General features: G+C 27.4%; 15 protein-coding genes and 1 tRNA gene. 1 reads left to right on the forward strand and 15 read right to left on the reverse strand.

What is annotated here, in order from left to right; all coding sequences use genetic code 11:
- Positions 1-98: 98 nt before the first annotated feature.
- Complete coding sequence (locus GOM42_RS11845) at positions 99-1,550, reverse strand: aminoacyl-histidine dipeptidase (protein WP_011591059.1); 1,452 nt, start codon at positions 1,548-1,550, stop codon at positions 99-101.
- Between the two features lie 132 nt (positions 1,551-1,682).
- Here GOM42_RS11845 and pyk point away from each other — a divergent pair, with 132 nt between their 5' ends.
- A complete protein-coding gene (pyk, locus tag GOM42_RS11850; RefSeq protein ID WP_003452279.1) occupies positions 1,683-3,107 on the forward strand; it encodes a pyruvate kinase in 1,425 nt (474 codons plus the stop codon).
- A gap of 241 nt (positions 3,108-3,348) precedes the next feature.
- On the opposite strand, the gene rpsA is transcribed toward pyk, so the two are convergent.
- From rpsA to GOM42_RS11920, 14 genes are all read right to left on the reverse strand, one after another.
- Positions 3,349-4,485, reverse strand: coding sequence for a 30S ribosomal protein S1 (gene rpsA / locus GOM42_RS11855; protein ID WP_003454971.1), 1,137 nt, complete (start codon positions 4,483-4,485; stop codon positions 3,349-3,351).
- A 145-nt stretch (positions 4,486-4,630) separates the two neighbouring features.
- The gene (locus GOM42_RS11860; protein ID WP_003452305.1) at positions 4,631-4,834 is read right to left on the reverse strand and encodes a heavy metal-associated domain-containing protein; all 204 of its coding nucleotides are present in this window, start codon (positions 4,832-4,834) and stop codon (positions 4,631-4,633) included.
- A gap of 104 nt (positions 4,835-4,938) precedes the next feature.
- Positions 4,939-5,703 carry a peroxide stress protein YaaA gene (gene yaaA / locus GOM42_RS11865; protein ID WP_003455051.1) on the reverse strand — a complete coding sequence of 255 codons (765 nt, stop codon included), beginning with the start codon at positions 5,701-5,703 and terminating at the stop codon, positions 4,939-4,941.
- Between the two features lie 165 nt (positions 5,704-5,868).
- Positions 5,869-6,279 carry a CBS domain-containing protein gene (locus GOM42_RS11870; RefSeq protein ID WP_003452437.1) on the reverse strand — a complete coding sequence of 137 codons (411 nt, stop codon included), beginning with the start codon at positions 6,277-6,279 and terminating at the stop codon, positions 5,869-5,871.
- A gap of 85 nt (positions 6,280-6,364) precedes the next feature.
- On the reverse strand, positions 6,365-7,267 hold the full coding sequence (locus GOM42_RS11875; RefSeq protein WP_003452466.1) for a 3'-5' exonuclease: 903 nt from the start codon (positions 7,265-7,267) through the stop codon (positions 6,365-6,367).
- A 254-nt stretch (positions 7,268-7,521) separates the two neighbouring features.
- Complete coding sequence (locus GOM42_RS11880; protein WP_003454902.1) at positions 7,522-9,267, reverse strand: DUF262 domain-containing protein; 1,746 nt, start codon at positions 9,265-9,267, stop codon at positions 7,522-7,524.
- 181 nt (positions 9,268-9,448) lie between these two features.
- Positions 9,449-11,236: a MutS family DNA mismatch repair protein gene (locus tag GOM42_RS11885; protein ID WP_110077263.1), complete on the reverse strand. Its 1,788-nt coding sequence runs from the start codon at positions 11,234-11,236 to the stop codon at positions 9,449-9,451.
- A 302-nt stretch (positions 11,237-11,538) separates the two neighbouring features.
- A complete protein-coding gene (gene ptsG / locus GOM42_RS11890) occupies positions 11,539-13,068 on the reverse strand; it encodes a glucose-specific PTS transporter subunit IIBC (protein WP_110077264.1) in 1,530 nt (509 codons plus the stop codon).
- Between the two features lie 170 nt (positions 13,069-13,238).
- The gene (locus GOM42_RS11895) at positions 13,239-14,135 is read right to left on the reverse strand and encodes a metal ABC transporter substrate-binding protein (RefSeq protein WP_003478611.1); all 897 of its coding nucleotides are present in this window, start codon (positions 14,133-14,135) and stop codon (positions 13,239-13,241) included.
- Between the two features lie 225 nt (positions 14,136-14,360).
- Complete coding sequence (locus GOM42_RS11900; protein ID WP_252597663.1) at positions 14,361-17,129, reverse strand: AAA family ATPase; 2,769 nt, start codon at positions 17,127-17,129, stop codon at positions 14,361-14,363.
- A complete protein-coding gene (locus tag GOM42_RS11905; RefSeq protein ID WP_110028657.1) occupies positions 17,119-18,258 on the reverse strand; it encodes a DNA repair exonuclease in 1,140 nt (379 codons plus the stop codon). The genes GOM42_RS11900 and GOM42_RS11905 overlap by 11 nt, the downstream gene beginning before the upstream one ends.
- 280 nt (positions 18,259-18,538) lie before the next feature.
- A complete protein-coding gene (locus GOM42_RS11910) occupies positions 18,539-18,721 on the reverse strand; it encodes an alpha/beta-type small acid-soluble spore protein (RefSeq protein WP_003452440.1) in 183 nt (60 codons plus the stop codon).
- Between the two features lie 139 nt (positions 18,722-18,860).
- On the reverse strand, positions 18,861-21,038 hold the full coding sequence (locus tag GOM42_RS11915) for a 5'-nucleotidase C-terminal domain-containing protein (protein ID WP_110077266.1): 2,178 nt from the start codon (positions 21,036-21,038) through the stop codon (positions 18,861-18,863).
- Positions 21,039-21,202: 164 nt separating this feature from the next.
- A tRNA-Trp gene (locus tag GOM42_RS11920) sits at positions 21,203-21,278 on the reverse strand.
- Positions 21,279-21,304: the final 26 nt, after the last annotated feature.

A 21,304-nucleotide genomic window follows, 5' to 3' on the forward strand; every position in this document is an offset into this window, starting at 1 on the left:
TAGAAACCTTCAATAAATCCTTATAAAAATCCAATAATTCTAAAATATATTTATAAGTTTTTTAGGTAATTTAGATACAACCTTAAATTAATTCTTAATTATTTTATAGCTTTTAATATTTCAACTAAGAAATCCCAAACATTTTTTACTGAAGATATGCTAACATGTTCATTTGGAGTATGAACATCATACATATTAGGACCAAATGAAATCATATCTAATCCTTCTATTTTTTCTCCTAATAATCCACATTCTAATCCAGCATGTATAGCTATTATTTCAGGATCTTTTCCTGTCATATTTTTATATACATTGCTGCAAAGTTCTCTTATTTTTGAATCAGGATTATATTGCCAAGCTGGGTATGGTGCTTGTATTTCAAATTCTCCACCTAATACTTCTGCAACATCAGCTATTTCATCTAAAAGTTTAGTTTTTAAAGTTTCAACTGAACTTCTTGTTGAACTAGCAAAGACAATTTTATCTCCTTCTGTAGTAACAACACCTAGGTTTGTTGAACTTTGAACTAATCCTTTCATTTCTATACTATAAGTATCAACTCCATCAGGAATTAAGTTCATTATTTTTATAGCCTTAAATGTAGTGTCTTTAGAGAATACTTTATGATTTTCTTCTTTTTTAACTAAAGTTACATTAACTCCACTATCATTAGTATGGTATTCATCCTTTAATATTGAATCCCATTTTTGAATTAATTCTTCTAATTTTTTAACATCTTCTTTTTTAACAGCTAGTAAAGTATCACATTCTCTTGGAATAGCATTTACCTTAGATCCACCATTAATTGATATTAATCTAATATCACAGTTAGCATTAATATCATTTAATACTCTTCCCATTAACTTATTAGAGTTTCCTCTTTGTTTATCTATTTCCATTCCAGAGTGACCACCCTTTAGTCCTCTTAGCATGATTTCATAAACTTCAAAATCTTTTTCCATTTCTTCAAAGTTTATTGGTAAAGTAACTTCACTTCTAGCTCCACCTGCACAGCTTACTAAAAGTTTTCCTTCTTCCTCTGAATCTATGTTTAAAAGATATTTACCTTTTAATAAAGTTCCATCTAAGGCAATTGCTCCACCCATTCCAACTTCTTCATCAGTTGTAACTAAAAGCTCTATAGCAGGGTGCGCTATATCATTTGAAGCTAAAACAGCCATTCCATAAGCTACTGCTATACCATTATCTGCTCCTAATGTAGTTCCTGTAGCATATATATAATCTCCATCTACTCTAAGTTCAATAGGATCTTTTTCAAAATCATGTATAGTATCTTTATTTTTTTCACATACCATATCCATATGACCTTGTATTATTACTCCTGGTGCATTTTCATATCCTGGAGTTGCAGGTTTTCTTATTATTACATTTAATGATTCATCTTGTATTGTTTCAAGTCCTAAACTTTTTCCAAAGTTAACCAGGAAATCACTTATTCCCTTTTCATTACCTGATCCTCTTGGAATTTGTGATATTTCTTCAAAATATTTTAAAACACTTTGTGGTTCTAAACCTTTTAATACATTCATTTTTTACCCATCCCTTCCTATTATTGTGGTAAAATATAATTAATTTAATAATTTATTCTATTATATCAAATATATCAAACTTTTAAAGCAATCACTAAACTATTTTAGTTTAAACAAAATGAGGTGGTTTTTATGCAAAAAACAAAAATGATATTTACAATTGGTCCTGCAAGTGATTCAGAAGAAATTCTAAGAGAGTTCATAAGAATTGGTATGAATGCAGCTAGATTAAACTTCTCACATGGAGACCATGCAAGTCATAAAGAAAAGATAGAACTTATTAAGAGACTTAGAAAAGAAGAAAAATCAGCTACAGCTATCTTATTAGACATTAAGGGTCCTAAAATAAGAACACATAATTTTAAAAATGGCGAAGCTGAATTAAAAAATGGTGATGAATTCACATTCTCTTGCGGAGATGAAATATTAGGTGATAACACTAAATGTTCAATCTCTTATAAAGAACTATATGAAGACATAAAACCTGGTGGATCAATACTTGTTGATGATGGACTTTTAGAATTTAAAGTAAAGGAAGTCCGTGGAACTGATATAATATGTGAAGTTATTGAAGGAGGTACTATAAAAGACCATAAAGGTGTAAATGTACCTAATGTACCAATCAAACTCCCTGCAGTAACTGAAAAGGATAGATCTGACTTAATATTTGGTTGCGAAATGGAAGTAGACTTTGTAGCAGCTTCTTTCATAAGAAAACCTGAGGATGTACTTGAAGTTAGAGAAATTCTAGACTCTCATGGTGGAAAAGATATAAAAATAATATCAAAAATAGAAAGCCAAGAAGGTGTAGATAACATAAAAGAAATAATTAAGGTTACTGATGGTGTAATGGTTGCTAGAGGTGATATGGGAGTAGAAATTCCTATAGAAAATGTACCTATAATTCAAAAAAATATAATTAAGAAATGTAATCAAGCAGGGAAAATAGTTATAACGGCAACTCAAATGTTAGATTCTATGATAAGAAATCCAAGACCTACTAGAGCTGAAGCTTCTGACGTATGTAATGCCATATTTGATGGTACAGATGCCATAATGCTTAGTGGAGAAAGTGCTTCTGGTAGCTTCCCTATAGAGGCAGCAATGACAATGTCTAGAATAGCAAAAAAAGCAGAAGCTAACTTAGACTATAATTATCTTTTAAGAAGATTAAAGGATCCAAATCCAAATCCAGATGCCTTTGCAGATGCCATAAGTTATTCAGCATCAAAAACAGCTAGCAAATTCCCTACAAAAGCTATAGTAGCAGCCACTCAGACTGGTTCAACAGCTAAGATATTATCAAAATATAAACCTAGCTGTCCAATAATAGCTATTACTCCATATGAAAAAGTTAGAAGAAGCCTAGCTTTAAACTTTGGAATAATTTCTAAGAAATGCGCTTATTTTAATAGCACAGATGAGATCATAGAGGAAGCTAGAAAAGTAGCTAAAGAATTCCAAATAGCTGAAACTGGAGATAATATAATGGTAGCTGCTGGGTTCCCAACATCAATAACTGGTGGAACAAACATGCTAAAAATTGAAAAAATATAATTTAATATAAAAAAGGGCCATATCAAAATATAATAATAAAACTTACAAACAGTATGAAGAGAATATCTAGATGAGCTTTAGAATTTAAATTATTACGTAGAAAATATCACGTTAAAAAGCTAAGACTGTTCGAAGCGTAGCAAGTTTCGAAGCTTTAGTGATATTTTCGAAGTAATGATTATAAATTCTTAGCGAAATCTAGTAATTCTCAGAATATGTTTGTAAGTTTTTATTTTTAGAACTATAGATTTAATCCTTTGAACAAGTCAGCTAATGAATAACCTTCCTCTTCATCATTATACTGCATATATTCATTTGAAGTTTCTACAGCATCTTTTATACTTAAGCTCATTTTCTTGTTTTCATCATCTATATTTAAGATTTTAACCTTAACTTCTTGACCTAATTCTAAAATATCTGATGGCTTAGCTATATTTTCATCAGTAATTTCTGAAATATGAACTAATCCTTCTATTCCTGGTAATACTTCAACAAAAGCTCCAACCTTTATAAAATTAGTTACTTTTCCTGAAACAACATCACCAACTTTTAATCCTTCTAATGTTTCCCATGGATTTTTAATAACATCTTTTAATGAAAGTGCTATTCTCTCTCTATCCATATCCACTTCTGATACAAATACTTCTACTTCATCTCCAACTGATACAACCTCTTCTGGCTTATGAACTCTTGACCATGACATATCACTTAAGTGAACTAATCCTTCTACTCCACCAATATCAACAAAAGCACCAAACTTAGCTAATCTAGTTACTTTTCCTTTTCTTTTTTCTCCTTCTTTAATTGAAGACCAAAGAGCTTTCTTTTCATTATTTCTTATTTCTTCATCTATTACTCTTCTTGAAACAACAACTTTTCTATTCTCTTTATTAAATTCTATAACTCTAACTTCTAAAGTTTTTCCTACTAATTCTTCTAAATTCTCTATTCTTCTTCCTGCACATTGAGAAGCTGGCATAAATACTCTAAGACCATTAAAATCTCCTACTATTCCACCTTTAACAACTTCTTTTAAAGAAACTTTTATTGATTTTTCTTCTTCAAATGCTTCTTTTAAATCATCCCAAACCTTTATTGCATCTGCTCTTTTCTTTGATAGAAGAACATTTCCTTCTCCATCATCTCCACTTAATACCATTACAAATATATCATCATCTACATTTATTGAATTTATATCAAAATTCTTATCATTTGAAATTTCATTTCTTGGTACCACACCATCTGCAAAATGACCAATGTTAACTATTATTTCATCATTCTTTACGCTTATAACTTTCCCTTTAACTATTTCACCTTTATGAAAATGCTTTAACTCAAAGCTATCCATTAATTCTGACATTGTAAGATTTTCACTCATATTTACATCTCCTTTATTTAAGGCTTACTTTATAAAATATTTTACATAACTATATGTTATAAAACAAGTAGGCATATAGCTTATTGTAGTTTTATATAAATAAAAAATTACCTAATAACATATTGCCATTAGGTAATTAAACAATTTAATCTTCAATTGAAACTAATTCATAACCAACTTCTTCTAAAGCATCTCTTAAAGTATCTTCATCAACTTCAGTATCAACAACAGCTCTGCCAACTTCTACTTCTAAAACATCTACTCCATCAACGTCTAATAAAGCTGCTTCAACGTGTCTAACACAATTTGAACATGACATTCCATCAATCTCTAAAATAAGTTTGCTCATAAAAAAAATCTCTCCTTAAAATTTTAATTTATATTATTTATTTTAATTTTATATAATAATTCATAAATATTAACCCTTAAGTTTTTAATATCTATGATTTTTAGCTAATCTCTAGTAAATACCCATGTATCTCCTTCAGAAAGCCTCTCATTAAATTCATATCCATCTAAATCAAAGTTTTTTATGTCTTCTGATTTAGTAATCCTATTCTTCGTTATGTATCTAACCATTTGTCCTCTTGCCTTCTTAGCATACACCGTAACAACCTTATATTCAATACCTTTTCTTTCTTTAAATACAGGGGTTATAACTCTAACTTTTTTCTCAATTTTCTTTATAGACTTATAATACTCATTAGAAGCTAAATTTATAATAACTTTTTCCTTGTGATTTTCTAAATCTTTTAAAACAGCTTCCATTATTTTATTTCCCCAAAAGTCATAAAGATTTTTAGAGCCATCAATTGAAATTTTTGTTCCCATTTCTAATCTATATGCCTTTGTTCCATCTAAAGGCTTTAATGCCCCATAAAGTCCTGATAATATTCTTAAAGAGTCATTACAAAATTCTAAATCTTCTTTAGTAAAATCATCTGCATCTAGCCCTCTATAGGCTTCCCCTTTAAAAGATAATACAAAGGGTTTTTCATCACCATAGTAAATTGTATTCCAATCTTGAATTTTGGTGAATGTTTGCACTCCTAAATCTTCACTTATTTTCATAAGTGGGCATAAATCTTGAATTTCTAATTCCTTTAAATTATTCATGATTACTTCAGCTTCACTGATAAAAATAGGTTTGCTTGTTTCTATATCTAAATTTGGTTTTGTTAAATCTAAAGTTTTTGCAGGTGATAATAAAGCTATCACAAGTATCACCTCTTTCTAATTTTATTAAAAACATTATATAATAAAATAATTTTATTTAAAACTACCCTAAACATATTATTATAGAATTATTTAAATATACTTAATAATAATACTTTCAGAAGATTCAATCAATATATTTATAAAAAAAATTAAGGCCAAAAGACCTTAATTATTTTTATATAGACTGTTATAACAGTGATTTATTATATCACTTCTTTTTATTATTCCTATAAATATCCCATTATCATCAACAACTGGTACAAAGTTTTGAGAGATTGCTAATGATATTAAACTTTCCATATTTTCATTAATACAAACACTTTTGTGTTTAACTCTTCTTGGTATTTCCTTTACACTAACTGTGTTAGTATTTTTAAAATTAAGCTCTGGATTTCTTTTTAAAGTCCAAAGTAAGTCCCCTTCTGTTAATGTACCCACATATTTTCCTGTTTTATCTATAAGTGGAATAGCTGTATATCCATGATGCTCCATTCTTTCGATAACTTGTCTCATTGTTGCATCAGTATATTCATATGCTACTTCACTTTTTGGTGTTAGAAAAAAAGCAATATTCATAATATATCAGTTCCCCTAATTTTTTATAGTAATTGTTATACTTTTATTTTATCATATATATGTTTTTTTAAGTGACAATCTATTGTCATTTAGCTAACTTTTTAAATTTATAGTCAAGATCAATGTATTCTGTGTCATTTATTAAAGAGTTTGTAGATTCATAAACTAAATTACCTGATAAGGTCTTTTTTAGTACAACCTCTTGTCTAACATTTCTATTGCATTTTGGACATTTTCCTATTGATACAAATCTCCAACTAAATAATCTAAAAGGATGGTCCATTTCAACTTTAATATTACATTTAGGGCATTTGAATTCTACATCTTCACACTCTAAATTATAATTCTTTAAATCTTTAACCCTTATAGAAGGCATATTGTAGACATCTTCTACTATATACTCTTTTACCTTTTTACCATTATATAATCTTTTAAAAACCTCTGCCGTATAAACAGCATCATTTAGTGCATCATGTAGTTTACTTTTATCCATTTTTATCTTTAACTCTTCTAAAGCATGTTTTAAGCTTAAAGATTTTTTATGCGCTAATATCTTTGTGCAATATTTTTGTATATCAATATATTTTTTTATCCAACTTATATTCTTATATGAATGATACTTAGCATTATTAACTATGTGAACAATGTCATCAGTAGCCCAAGAACAAAGTATATCATCTTCCCCAATAAAATCTTTAAGGTTGTCCATGGCATCTTCGAATTTAATTCCATCTTTTAAATGATCTTCAGTTATTCCTGTTATATCTATTATCTTTGGATTTAAAACCTTAAATACTGATGGTTTAATATATGTCTTAAACTCATCAACCTCTTGCATGAACTTATTTAATTTTATAGCCCCAATCTCTATTATTTCATTATAGGAATCTAATTCCTTTAAATCTTTCTGCTCATTATAAATATTAGGATAAAATTTTGTAATATTTTGCATATTATTAAATTCTAGGTCTATTATTACATACCCCATTCTCTACATCCTCTCACTATCTATATCCATATATAATTATGCCATGAATTTTGGATTTTTTCATTAAAATTGATTTATTATTTACTTACTACTTTTTCTAATAATAAATCTTAATTATCCTATCTAATAACTTTTATTTTATTTAGTTAATTCCTAATTTTCAATAGACAAAACTTAACTTTTATTTAAATAAAAAAGGGGGCTGTATCAAAATATAACAATAAAAGTTATTTTGATACATGCCCTTTTAATTTCTAAAACTTAGTCCAAAGTTCTAATGCTCTATTAACTAAGCTTTCATGTCTATCTTTTAATGAATCCATGTTCCAATCAGATAATTCTAAAACTTCTTTAGTTATAGCGAAATCACTTTTCTTACTTAAGTATTGTTCAACTTTTTCAGCAAATGGTTTATTGTTAGCTCTAGTATTTTTAGCTCCTGTTATTATAACTAAGTTACCAAACTTATTAGCCCAGTTTCTTCTTTGATCAGCTGAGAAGTTATCTTTCCAATAAGCTTCTTTAGCATTTCTAGGAAGAACATGCTCTATCATAATCTTATCGCTATAATCTAAAACTTCATTAGCTCTCTTTTCCATATCAAGTCTTACGAAGATATACTTAGGTATCATCATTCTACCCTTACTATAGAAATCTATATCATTTAACGCATTTTCAAAGTATGCAGTTGTTCTCTCTAAGTCATATAAGAATACTGGTGCTTCTTTTATTTCTTCTAAAGAATCTTTTTCTTCTATAGCTTCTAAAATTCCATAAACTCTATTTAATCTATCAGCAAATGAATTTCCGTTTACCCAATCAATAACAAGTCTTTTTTCTAAAACTTTAACAAATTCTAAAACTAACTTATCATCATTGAATTTCTCAGCAAATCTAATAACTGATGCCATCCAATCATCATATGGTAAGAATTCTCTCATTATGTTTATTAAATTTTTATAATAAGATTTTTCTTCCTCTGATACTCCTTCAAGATTACCGTCTATTATATACTTGTCATATAAAGCTTTTACAGCAGTTAAATGATTTACAAAGTTAACTCCTAGATATTCTGGTTCATTTCTAAATATCTTTTTGCTAAACTCTTCATATACGCTTTCTTCAACTTTATTTTTAAGCTTCATTGTTCTCATGAAACCTATGATTTGATCTAGTTTTTCCTTACCTAAATCTTGTTCATGACTTTCCCAAATATCAGTGTACTCTTTTCTAATTTCAGGGTTCATAACTCTTAAGTTTTCACTCTTTAAAAGATCTGAATCTGTTAAAGGTAATCCTCTTGCATTTATTACATTGAATAATCTAAATGCTGAAGTGAATGATTCTGTTGTTATTACAACTAGTACAACTTTTTGAAGTAAATAAACTATAAACTCATTTAACTTTTCTTCTAAAAGTTCTCCATTTTCATTAAAGAAACTATCTCTAAATACTTCTATTGCATTAACCATATTTTGTTTAGCTTCTGAAAGTTCTTCCATGTCTAAATCTTTAACTAATTCTGTTCCACCATTAGTTAATATGTACTTTTTAAAGAACTCTTCTTCTTTTCCTCTAGCCTTAACTCTTATGCTCTCTTTAATTCCCATAAGAACATTTGGTTTTTGATATATTAAATCAGATAATACTTTTTTATACTCTTCATTATCTATTAAATCTCTTATTGCAGCAATTAACATGATTATAGATGTAAGTCTTTGTTGTCCATCTATTACATCATATATTCCACAGCCATCATCCTTATATTCCTTAGAACATAAAACAATGCTTCCTAAGAAATATGGCTCATATTGATCAAACTCTTTATTTCCTCTTGCTTTATTTAGTTCTACTGACTCCCAAATATCCTCAACTAATTGCTTTAAATTTTCTTTAGTCCAAGAATATGCTCTTTGATAATCTGGGATTTCAAATAAGAACTTATTACTTAATAAATCCTTTATGTAATATTCTTTTGCTTTTACCTTTTCTGTAAACAAAATATACATGCCTCCTAATTTTTTGCTATTTATTCTAAGTCCTCTTTTACTAATAACTCTACTCATGAAAAAAAGCCATTTAAGGCTTTTTCACTAAATACATCATTTGTTTATTATATCAAAATTAATTTAATTTGTCTAAAATTAAGTTATTTTGCTGTTTATATATAGAAGTATACTTTTATTCAATATCTATTCCAGCCATCTTCATTAAATATCTAGCATTTCTTGTTTGTGAAACACCTTTTCTTAAAATATAATCAAACTTTAATTTATTATCCTCATAATATTCTCTAAAATTATAATTTTGTATAGTAGAATCTTTTTTCTCCATATCGCAAAGTTCAAAATCATGAGTTGAAACTAGTCCTAAGGTATTTCCTTCTAAAAGCTGATTTATTAATATCTCTGCTCCCTCATGTCTATCTAAGGAGTTTGTTCCTTTAAATATTTCATCTAACAAGAATAAAATCTTTTCTCCTCTTTTTACTCCTTCAACTATAATCTTTATTCTAAGTATCTCTGCATAAAATGAAGATATACTCTCTTCAAGATTATCTCCAGTTCTCATACAGGTATAAACTTTTAATATTGGAGCTTCAAAACTTTCTCCTTTTACAGGAAGTCCTAGATAAGCTAATATACAATTAAATCCAACAGTTCTTAAAAATGTACTCTTACCTGACATATTAGATCCTGTTATTAAGATTACTCTCTTATCCTTATTAATATCAAAACTGTTTCCAACGCCTTTTTCTCCTAACATAGGATGGCTAAGATTTTTTCCCTTTAAAGTATAGTCATCATTTATTTTTGGTGTAGCCCATCCATGATTATTGTAAGTAAATCCAGCTAAAGAAACTAAAGCCTCAAAATCACCTAAAGAAATCATCCATTTATAAAACTCATCTTTATTAGAACTCTTCCACTTTTCAAGCTTTGATAGAATTTGATAATCCCAAAGCAAATAACAGTTTAATAAAAGATAAAAGGCATTTCCCCTATCATAAAGCCAGCTAGTTATCTTTTCTAAGCTTTTAAGCTCCTTACTAGCACTTTTGCCATTCATATCTAAGTTACTTTTTATACTTTTTATTATATTAGACTGGAAATTCTCTTTTTCTATTAACTCTAAAGCCTCTACATAGGTTTTTATTCTATATTTTAAATCTTCAAATATATTTAATCCTTTAATAACTTCCTTATTGCCAAGCTTCAAAATACCATAACTTATAACAAGAGAAATTAATAGTATTTGCCATGAAATAACATTCATACCAACTAAAATAGTAATTCCAATATTTATTACTGGCATTATTATTCTAAGAATATTTAATAAAGGCGATATGGCTTTACTGTCTTCTTTTAACCATTCCCCTAAATACTTCTCTTTTTTTCCTTTTTTATCTTTTAATGAAGCTATAAATTCATGTCTAAAATCCACTTTTTTAGAAAGCTCCTTTAAAGCTTCCTGTCTTAATAAAATTTCTTCTTTATTTGGAAGTTCTTCTAACTTTAATAAATGGCTTAATTTCTCTCTTCCATAGACAGTACCAGTTTCATTTATCCATTGAAATAAAGAGTTTTTTCCGAATATATCTAAGTCATTTATAAAAGGATGCTTATTATCTAAATATTCTTCTCCTAAATCATTAAATTCTCTCCACTTTCCCTCTAACCTAAGAATCTCTTTTTTATTAACCTCTATAAGAGCTTCTCTTTTACTTATTTTATTCACTATACCTTCATGAACCTTTGCTAAATATAAAAATAATATAGAATTTAGCAAAAATAATATGATCCCAAAGCTTATTGACCCTATGCTATAAGCGTAGTAAATAAAAAATAAAATACTTAAAGAAACTACTAATCTTAATGCGCTGATTATATTATAGTCTCTCTTTAATTTCTTTAAAGCACTTGAATACTCTTCTATTCTTTTTTCATAAATATCTTTTCTATTCTCCATATTTATCCTCTCAAAACACTTTTTTAATATTATACCATAGTTAACATATTTTAATGCAAGACTATCCTTTAAACTATGACACTTTCTAAATTTATATAAAAAAATGATTTAAATCTCTTATAAATAAAGTCTATATAAAAATTAAAAATATACTTAAATTAAGCTTTAAAATTAAAATAAAAAGGCCATATCAAAACCTAATAATAAAATTAATTTTGATATGGCCTATTTTTCTTATATTTTTGTATTTCTAAAATTTTATCTCAAACAATTAACTTATTTTTTTATTAAATTTGATTTTTCTACTTTTCTCCCATGCCATTCATAATTTCTCTAATTTGAGTTTTAAGTATATCTGATTTTCCTCCAAATATAGCTTGAATATTTTCTCCAACTTGCATTACCCCAGCTGCTCCAAGCTCTTTTAATCTTTCTTTATTAACTTTGCTTGAATCATTCACTGTAACTCTTAATCTAGTTATACAAGCATCTAATTTATTTATATTGCCTGCACCACCTAAAGCTATTAAAATTTCAGCAGCTAAGTCATCATTTACAGTTTGGTTATCCATATCATCAAATATATCATCATCTTCTCTACCTGGAGTTTTAAGATCAAATTTTCTAATAAAGAATCTAAATAAGAAATAGTAAATTACAGCAAAGCCTAATCCTACAAGTATTACTAACCACCATCTAGTTCTATTTGGAATTACTCCTAATAGTATAAAGTCTAAAAGTCCACCTGAGAAAGTCATACCTATTTTAACATTTAATAATTGCATTATCATAAAGGATAAACCTGCTAATACACAGTGGATTGCAAATAATACTGGAGCAACAAATAAGAATGCAAACTCTAAAGGCTCAGTAATTCCTGTTAAGAAGGAAGTTAAGGCAGCTGAGAATAAAATACCTGAAGCTATTTTCTTTTTACCTGGTTTAGCTTCATGATACATTGCTAAGGCTGCTGCTGGTAATCCAAACATCATAAATGGAAACTTACCAGTCATAAAGGTACCTGCTGTAAATGGAACTCCATCTCTTAATTGGGCAAAGAATATTTGATTATCTCCCATTATTAATTGACCTGCTTTATTTGTGTATTCTCCAAATTGGAACCAGAATGGATTATACCAAATATGATGTAATCCAAATGGAATTAATGCTCTTTCTATTATTCCAAATAATAAAGCTGATAGGGTTTGATTAGCACTTATCATATTTTGTGAGAAGTACAATAAGGCACCTTGTATTGGAGGCCATACAAATACCATTATTCCTCCAAGAATTAAGGCAGCAATAGCAGTTATTATTGGGACAAATCTTTTACCTGCAAAGAATCCTAAGTATGAAGGTAATTCTATCTTATAGAACCTTTTATATAAAGCTGCGGCTATAACTCCCATAATAATTCCACCAAATACTCCAGTTTGAAGTGTTGGTATTCCAAGAACTGTGGCATACATACCATTTTTAGTACCAGAAACTATGTCGGCTGTTATTCCTCCACCAATTCCCATTGTTACATTAAGTATTAAAAAACCAACTATTGCTGCAAGACCTGCAACACCGTCTCCTTCTGATAATCCTACAGCTACCCCAACTGCGAATAATAATGCTAAGTTTGAAAATATTATATTACCTGCATCAGACATTATTGTAGCTATTAATTGAAACCACCCTGCATTTAATGCTGGCACTAAGCTTAAAAACTGAGGATCTTGAAACATTGATCCAAATCCAAGTAATAAACCTGCTGCTGGTAATAAAGCAACTGGTAACATCAAAGCTTTACCTATTCTTTGTAAAACTCCAAAAGCTTTCTTCATCTTAATCTCTCCTTTTAAATGATTTCTTTCTTTATAATTCCTAAAATACACAAAAAATAAAGACTTAAATTTATTATTCCTATAAAACACCTATTTTATTATTAATAGGTATTAGAATAATAAATCTAAGTCTTGCCTTCTAATTAAGTAACAATCCTAAGTATTCTCTTTTATTTTTGTGATGATAATGCATTATATATTTTTGAAAGATTTTCTTTCATAGCATCTATATAACTTATACCATCTTCATTGCTTTCTAGAGTATATATTTTTTCAATTTTTCCACCAACTTCATTAGCTAAAGTTTGAGATATTTTTTCACTTGCTAACTCAGGCATAAAAATTGTTCTTATATCATTCTTTTTACAGAACTCAACTATCTCTTGCATTTTTTGAGGAGTTATTTCTCCCTCTCCAAATAAGTTTTCTACACTAACTTGTTTTAATCCAAATTCTCTACATAAGTATCCAAAAGCAGCGTGACCAGTAACAAAATCCTTATTAGCTAATCCATTAAACTTTTCTTTGTACTCATTTGCTAAAGAATCTAATTTCTCTGCAAACTTTTTAAAGTTTTCTTCGTAATAACTTTTATTATCTGAATCAACCTCAACTAAAGCATCTTTTATGTTTTGAGCTTCTATTTTAGCTCCATCTAAGCTTAACCAAAGATGAGGATCTACCTTATCACCTTCTTTTAATACTTCAGCCCCTTTAGAAGCTTCAACCACTTTTACATCTTTATTTTCTATTGTATTAAGAACTTGCTCTTTCCAGTGTTCCATACCTAATCCATTATAAACAAAAACCTTAGCCTTATTTAACTCTAATAAATCTTGAGTTTTTGGTTCAAAATCATGTGGCTCTGTTCCATTTGGAACCATAGTCTTAACATTTACCTTATCTCCACCAACTATTTCAGTAAACTCTCTTAAAGGTTCAATACTTACAGTAACATCAACCTTACCGCTATCCTTTTTATTTTCTGCTGTTTTAGCACTTTGACACCCAACAAAAAAAGCAGCCATTGTTACTCCTAAAAAAATCGATACTAATTTCTTTCTCATACTTCCTCCTGTTTGCAAATGATTCGCATTATTATAATATAAACTTTATATTACTTTTCTATTATTGTCAATATTTATAATAAAACTATCATAAAAATAAAAAGGCCTAATCAAAATATATTATAAATAAAACTTATAAACATATTCCTAGAATTACTAGGTCTAGCTAATAATTGTTTATAAGTTATATAAAAATTTATTTTGATATAAGCCCTTCATTTTAAATTAAAGCTCTATTATATTTACTTTTTCCTTATCTTTGAGAATATTTATTTCTCTTTTTTGGCATGTAAATAAAATTATTTGATTTTTATAAACTCTCTTATATATTATGTCTAACATAGTTTTTAATCTATTATCATCATATTGAGTAAAACTTTCATCTAATATTATTGGAACTTTTTTATCTTCAAATATTATGTCGATTATGCCAAGTCTCAATGCTAAATATATTTGGTCATATGTTCCACTACTTAAATAAGAAGCATCCATAATTTTATTGCTTTTTGTATCCTTAACAACTAAGTTATAATCTTCTGATACTCTTAAATCTTTATAAGCACCCTTAGTTACATCTTTAAATATATCCTCTACCTTTTTATTTATAACAGGTCCAAAACTTTTTTGAAGTTCCTTAAAGGCTTTTTCCATGTAGTTTGTTGCAATCTCAACCCCCTTAAGTTTTTTCTCTAAGGACTTAATTCTTTCCTTAACTTCAGCTATCTCTTCATCTATTAAAAATAAACTTCTACAGGTTAACTCTTTACTACTAATTAAATATTCTATATCTTTTATTTCTTTTTCAATATTTAACAAGTCATTATTTTTTAATTTTATTTCATTTAAGATTTCTTCTTCACTGTTATAAACTTCATTTTTAATCTCTGATTCCTCATATGAAAGTCCATTTTTAACTTCTAAAATATCTCTTCCCTTAAGTAATAGATTGCAATTTTCTTCTACACTATTTAACTTATTTTTTAAGCCTTCCTTATATTCTATTTTAGCTTCTATTTCTTCTAATCTAGAATATACTTCATCTAAAGGAATATTTTGTAGTGATGTATTTTCTAAATAAGCTTTTATTTTTCCTTCTATTTCCAATATTCTATTATTTAATTGATTTAAATCTTCCTTAGCCTCATTAAACTCTGATTTTTTTCTTATTAATAAATCTTCCTGGCTTTTCTTTTCCCTTGAAAGTTCTAAGATTTCATCTATAGAACCTGCCCCTATAACTCTTAGTAACTTATCTATAAAAGCTTCATTACTTAATATTTTTTCCTTAGTTTCATCTTCTTTTAATAAAATCAAACTTTTCTCTTTTTCCTTAATTTCTACATAGAGAATATCTAACTCTTTTTTAATAAATCTATAATCCTCTAAAGTTTCTTTAATAGAATACTCATCTTTTACCTTAAGGAATTTTTTATATTCATCAATTTTACTTTTTAATACTTCTATTTCTTTTTTCTCATTTATAAGCTCATCTATTTCATTTATTCTTTTACTTATATTATTTTTTTCTTTTTTATTTAAGCTACTTTTAGCTAGTAAAAATATAAATAATAACATGCCTAAAATTGAAAGTGCTAAGGTTATTATATTTTCGCTCTTAAAATAGGATATAAATAAAAAAGTACATAATAAAATACTTATTACTTCTCCAACTCTAAAAAGAAAAATTTTTCTTGAAAAACTTTTACTTTCCTCTTCAATAATATTCTTCTCGTCTTTTAAGTTTGCATTTATTGAAGGATATATTTTTTCATTATTATATTTTTCTAAATCCTTTTCTATTTGTAACACCAAATTATCATTTAATTTTAAAGCATTTAAATGACTTAAAAAATCATCTTTCTTTTCATTTAACTGATAAAGCTCTTCTTTTACCTTTTGAATAACCTGATAATTTTCTCTTAATCTATCATCTTTAATCCTAAGCTCTATTAATTTAGTTTCTAAATTATTTGATATTTCATTTAAAATTCCATAACTCTTTAATTTTTCATTATACTCATAAATAGATTCTTTTAACTTATCTATTTTATCTTCCTTTTCTTTTAGTGATTCTTTTAAAAACTCATAATTTTTAAACTCATCTCTTAAGTTATTTAACTTTTTTAAATCACAGATAGCTTGTACATCTTTTAACTCTTCTAATAAATCTTTTAATTCCACTTCTAATTTTTCTTTTTTATTTAAGTACTCATTTATATTTTCATACTCATTTTTCAATTCTGATTTTTTTAAATTTTTCTTATATAATTCTAATTCTTCTATTTTTAAATTTAAATCAGTTCTTTTTTCTTTTAATCCCTTTAAGTAAAGCTCATTTTCTATATTTTCCTCATGAATTTTTACTCTTTTATATCTTTCTTCTAAAAGCTCACTTTCTTTAATTCTTAATAAATCAAGTTTTCCTGTTTTTCTTGAATTAGTTAAGGACTTTTTATTTTCCTCTAAATTATTTTTTATTTTTTTATAAGAAACCTCATCAGCTCCACATTCTAAGATATTAATAATTTTATTTAATACATCATCCTGCTTTGAACTCTCTACAGTACACCCCATTTGACTTATAAATAGAGTATTCTTAAATCCCTCGCTAGAAAGATTAAATATATCCTTACCTGGCTCTTGCCATGAGTATTTATTTATCTTTTCTCCAGTTATATTATTTAATATATTTCCATCATCATATTTTTTAGTTTTCCCAAAACTTCTATCTATTAAAATTTCCTCACCATTATCCTCTACAAGTAACTCTCCTGAAAAACTTCCTTCCCCTAATGGTGTAAACTTTGCTCTATCTGATAAAGTTTTTTTGCCTCTTTTATTACAAACACCATATAACATTACCTTTATGAAAGATTGTAATGTACTTTTTCCACTTTCATTTTCACCATATATTATGTTTAATCCATCTTTTAATTCTATTTCTTTATTTTTTAATTTTCCAAAGGACTTCACATTTATTTTCTTAATTATCATTTAAATTCACTTCTCCATCTAAAATACTCTCCATACCAATTCTAAAAGCTATATCTAGTATCTCTTCATCCTCTTCATTAGATTCTAAAGCATCCTTGATTAAAGAACAAAAAATACCCTTAATTGAATACTCATTGCTCATTTCATCAATATCTATTTTCATTCTAGTAGAATTTACAATCTTACAGTAAAAGAATTTATCTCTAATTAAGTTTTCTATTAAATCACTATCTATTTTAAAAGACTCTTCTATATTCCCTTTTAAGATGATTTTAAATAGATTTTTTTCTCTTGATTCTTTTGAAATAGTATTAAGTATCTTATCTATAACCTCTTCTTTAGTTTTACAATTTGATATATCAATTTCCTTAAGAAAATACTCTCTTTTATTAGTCTTTATAAAATCTAGGTCTACAACTCCAAGGGATACCTCTCCTAATATTATTCCTTTATCTCCTTCTTCATCAAATCCTCTTCCCTCTGGACATCCTGAATATGCATAATAGGTATTACCGATTCTTTTTATTCCTGAAAATTTATGAATATGTCCTAAAGCAATATAATCCATCTTACTCTCTTCTATTTCCTTAAATAATAAGGGATTATACTCCCCTGTTTCATTATTCCCTAAATCACCATGTAAAACCATTATTTTTACTAAATCCTTATCCTCTTCTTTTGGAGTAAAATCCTTAAGATTTGACTCTCTTATATATTTTTCCTTAAAGGATGCTCCATAAACAACAGTATTTAATTCAGGTATTTCTATCCTTTCAATTTCATCCTTAAATATATGAACATTTTCCCCTAAGTTAACCATATTATAAAAAGATTTTTTATTATATGGGTCATGATTTCCTGCTGAAATAAATACTCTTATATTATGTTTTTTAAGTTTATCCATTTGATCCTTTATAAAAGTAAGAGTACTCTTTTCTATAGTATCATTGTCAAAAAGGTCTCCCGCTAAAAGAACTAAATCAACTTTTTCATCAATTCCTCTATTTATTATTTTACTAAAGCTTTCTCTTAACTCAGCTCTCCTCATTGTACCAATTTCCTTTGGTAACTCTTTAAAAGGAGTATCAAAATGAATATCACTACAATGCAATATTTTTACCTTTTTCACCAATATGACACCTCTCTTATTCCAATTTATTCTAATTTTATCATAGAGATTGTCAAAAAAAAAGACTACATAGAGGATATAAATCCTCTATGTAATCTTTTTTGCGGTAGAAGTTTAAGCATCATGTTTTGGCGGTTTACCCTCCATAACACTTTCTCCTGTTATAAATTTTTAGAGTCATAATATAGGATTTTTATAATGGTTATTTTATAATCATTATAATTACTCCTATTTTTTTAATGAATCTTTTTTCTTTAATTCAGTATTAGCGAAAGGTTTATTATTTTATTTGACTTTCGTAAGCTTCTACCATTCTTTTTACCATTTCGCCGCCTACGGAACCACATTGTCTTGAACTTAGATCTCCATTGTAATCTGAGAATGGTACACCTAATTCTCTAGCTACCTCGTTTTTGAATTTACTTAATCCATTTTTTGCTTCTGGAACTAATGATTTTGACATTTCTAATTCCTCCTTTGGCTTTGGTAATTTGTAAGCTTGAAATTTGTTTATCTCTTGCTTACACTATTATATTAACCATAATTCAGATTATAAACCTATGAAATAGAAGGATTATTAACCATTTTATTCCAAGTAGCATCTATTTTTTATTTTTCTTTTTTAATATTACACCTGCACCTAATAACAACATACCTATTTGTGACATAGCTTCTGCACCTATAGGAGATCCTGTGTTAGGAAGTTTATTTTCTTTTTTAGAAACTTCCTCAATGTTAGTTTGTTCATTATTTTTTTCATTCACTTCTTTAGATTTACTATCTTCTTTAACTAAAGTATTATCTCCATTTGAATTATTTTCTTTATTATTTTTTTGTTTTTCTATGTTTTCATCTACTTTAAGCACATCTTTTTTACTTTCTTCATTAACTCCTTGATCCTTATTATTATTTTTATTATTAATAGAATCTAAGTTTATATTTTCCTCATTTTCTTTAGATGTATTATTATCTAAAGGTAAATCTTTTTCATTTATTGATGCTATATTAGTATATTTTCCGTCTTCTGATGTAGGTATTTTTAATTCTCCTGAATTAACTAAATCTCTAACCTTTTTATAGTTTTCTGAATTTGGATCTATTCCTAATAGACACCAATTATTTTGTTTTTTTGCATTTATAAGGCCATTTTTAACATTTTTAATATAATCTATAGCTAAATTTCTTATTGTTCCTTCTTCTTCTCCATAAGCTGTCTTAGAATCCCAAAGTTTTTTAAATTCTTTTCCTTCAAAGATTCCTCCTTTTCCTTGTAATTGTCCAAGTCTATATGAATTCATTCCTAATTTTAAAACATCTGTATCCTTAAGTTCTCTTCCATCTTTATACTTAACATCTTTAATCCTATTACCTTCTTTTTCTCTTAAATCAATTTTGTAAGTTATTCCTCCAAACATATCATTAGTACTATACTTTGACGCTCTTCTTTTAGGATTAAAACTTGGAGTAATATCTCTTGGATTTAATGTATTAAAATAGCCAGCTGCCCATTCCATATATTTTTTTAAGTCTTTTCCAGTTACTTCATAAACGCTTATTTCTCCACCAGTATATCTATAGTTATAAGCTATATCTTTCTTCTTTATATCTCCTACATTTAACTTAGCCTTATCATTATCTATAGATAAAGCTATTACATCTGCTTTACTATAATACTTTCCTACTTCATGAAAGAAATCAATTAATGGAGTATCTTCTATATGTATAGTAGGTATTCCTTTTATGTAATCTTCATCTACCATGTTAACCCCTTCAAGTCTTCCAATAACTGAGTTAGCATCTTTACGCAATTCCTCATGGAAAGGTTTTAATAAATCTTCTATTTCTTTATCTGATTCTACATTAGCTACTGAGATAGTATCTGCATTTTTATTTTTAAGTACATTTTTTCCATTTTCTTTTTTAAATGTTAAATCTATTTTTGATACAGCTTGTCCATACTTTCCTGGCTCAGTTATAATAACTCCATTTACAACCTCATTTTTAACTAACTTATGCATATGTCCTCCTACAATTGCTGTAAGCTCTGGACATTGATTAGCAATATCTGTAACACCCGTATTGGGAATAGCATTTTCATTATCTAATCCCATATGCATAACTCCAATCATGGCATCAACTTTTCCATCTAATTCTTTTATAATCTTTTTTGTTTCTTTAACTGGATCTCTAAATTCAATTCCTTTTATATTATATGGTTTTTCAAACTCTTTTATCATTTGAGTATCCATACCTATAATACCTATCTTTATACCATCTCTTTCTATAATAGTATATCCATCCATAAATCTTGTTCCATCATCATTATAGATATTACCAGCTAAGACCTTTCCTTCAAATTGACTTGTTACATGTTTAAGCACATCTAATCCAAAATTAAATTCATGGTTTCCCATTTCCCAAACATCATATTTCATCTTATTCATACCTAAAACCATAGGTTGGTGAGGTCCTTTATTAAAAGTTTCAACAAAGTTATCTTGAATTGAATCACCTGCATCCACAAGAATTAAATTTGGATTTTCATTTCTCTCCTTTTTAACAATTGTTGATATTTGTGATAAACTTCCTGATTTATTTTCAGTATCTGATGAATATTCCCAAGGAACAAATCTTCCATGTATATCTGAGGTTCCTAAGATGGTAACCTTAGTTTCATTAGAAATCTCTTCCCCCTTAACAACCTTACCATTAAAAAAACATAAATTTAATGATAAGAACATCATTGTAGCTACACTTAATGGTTTAATTAGTTTTCTCACTATTTTTCATCCCCCTAAATTTTAAACTTTACCCTTAACATTATACATTGTTCTGAAATTGTTTACAATATTTATATATAATTTACATGTTTTCAGAATATAATCTTTTATTTAAAATTAAGCAAAAAAAAAAAAAAAATCAGTGAATTAATTCACTGATTTTCTGGCAGGGGCAGTAGGACTTGAACCCACAACCAATGGTTTTGGAGACCACTACTCTACCAATTGAGCCATACCCCTATAATATTATGTTATTTATTGTGTTA

It is taken from the genome of Clostridium sp. 16K-1-R1 (assembly GCF_023921145.1).
Taxonomy (GTDB): Bacteria; Bacillota; Clostridia; order Clostridiales; family Clostridiaceae; genus Sarcina; species Sarcina perfringens.